At 63.8% G+C, this 1,124-nt stretch carries 1 protein-coding gene and 1 pseudogene; both read left to right on the top strand.

What is annotated here, in order from left to right:
• Positions 1 to 257 (top strand): annotated as a pseudogene (locus Q8M85_RS03505) (ABC transporter permease); the annotation flags it as partial.
• A 136-nt stretch (positions 258 to 393) separates the two neighbouring features.
• A partial coding sequence (locus Q8M85_RS03500; protein WP_305540329.1) for an ABC transporter ATP-binding protein occupies positions 394 to 1,124 on the top strand: 731 nt, incomplete at its 3' end.

The raw sequence follows: 1,124 nt of genomic DNA, 5'->3' as shown, positions 1-1,124 counted from the left end.
CGTTTGCCGTGCAGTTTGGCCTCTACGTTTCTCCCGTGGGCTTCCTGAGCACCAAGGTCCCCGAGGAGTGGCGCCTGCTCTACTCGGTCAATCCCATGGTCGGCGTGATCGACGGCTTTCGCTGGTGCCTGCTGGGCGGCCAAAACACGATTTACTGGCCGGGGCTCTTGCTCTCGCTGCTCGTGGTGGGGTTTCTGCTCGTGACGGGCATCTGGTATTTCCGCAAAACGGAAAAGGGGTTCGCCGACGTCATTTGAGAGCTGCGATCAGGTCGAAACCTCTCTGCCTTGAGGTGACCTGAAACCTGATGCACGATTTTTCTCCATGGCCACCGGCTTCTCCCTCTCCCCGCACCGGGAGCGATAACCTTTTTTATTCTCCGTGAGCGTCCCTGTGATCCAAGTCGAGCGCCTGTCGAAAAAATATGTCATCGGCCACCAGCGCGATGCGAAGGACGGCCTGCGCCATGCGCTGGAGGACGTGTTTCGCAGTCCGCTGCGGTGGCTGCGCCAGCGGCAGGTCGCGCGGGCGCAGACGCACGAGGACTTCTGGGCGTTGAAGGACGTGTCGTTCGACGTGGCGCAGGGCGAGGTCGTGGGCATCATCGGCCGCAACGGCGCGGGCAAGTCCACGCTGCTGAAGGTCCTCAGCCGCATCACCGAGCCGACCTCCGGCTCCGTGCGCATCCGCGGCCGCGTCGCCAGCCTCCTCGAGGTCGGCACCGGCTTCCACCAGGAGCTCACCGGCCGCGAAAACATCTTCCTCAACGGCGCCATCCTCGGCATGAGCCGCGCCGAGATCCGGCGCAAGTTCGACGAGATCGTGGCCTTCTCCGAGGTCGAGAAGTTCCTCGACACGCCCGTGAAGCGCTACTCCTCGGGCATGTATGTGCGGCTGGCCTTTGCGGTCGCCGCGCACCTTGAGCCGGAAATCCTGATTGTCGACGAGGTGCTGGCAGTCGGCGACGCGGAGTTCCAGAAAAAGTGCCTCGGCAAGATGGGCGAAGTCTCGAAGGCCGGGCGCACCGTGCTGTTTGTGAGCCACAACATGGCCGCGACCCGCGCCCTGTGCACGACGGCGATCTGGATGGACCAGGGTGCGGTGAAGGAAATCGGCCGGGTCGC

This window comes from Tabrizicola sp. (genome assembly GCF_030694085.1).
In the GTDB taxonomy this organism is placed as follows: Bacteria; Pseudomonadota; Alphaproteobacteria; order Rhodobacterales; family Rhodobacteraceae; genus Tabrizicola.
This window is presented reverse-complemented; position numbering and strand designations above follow the sequence as displayed.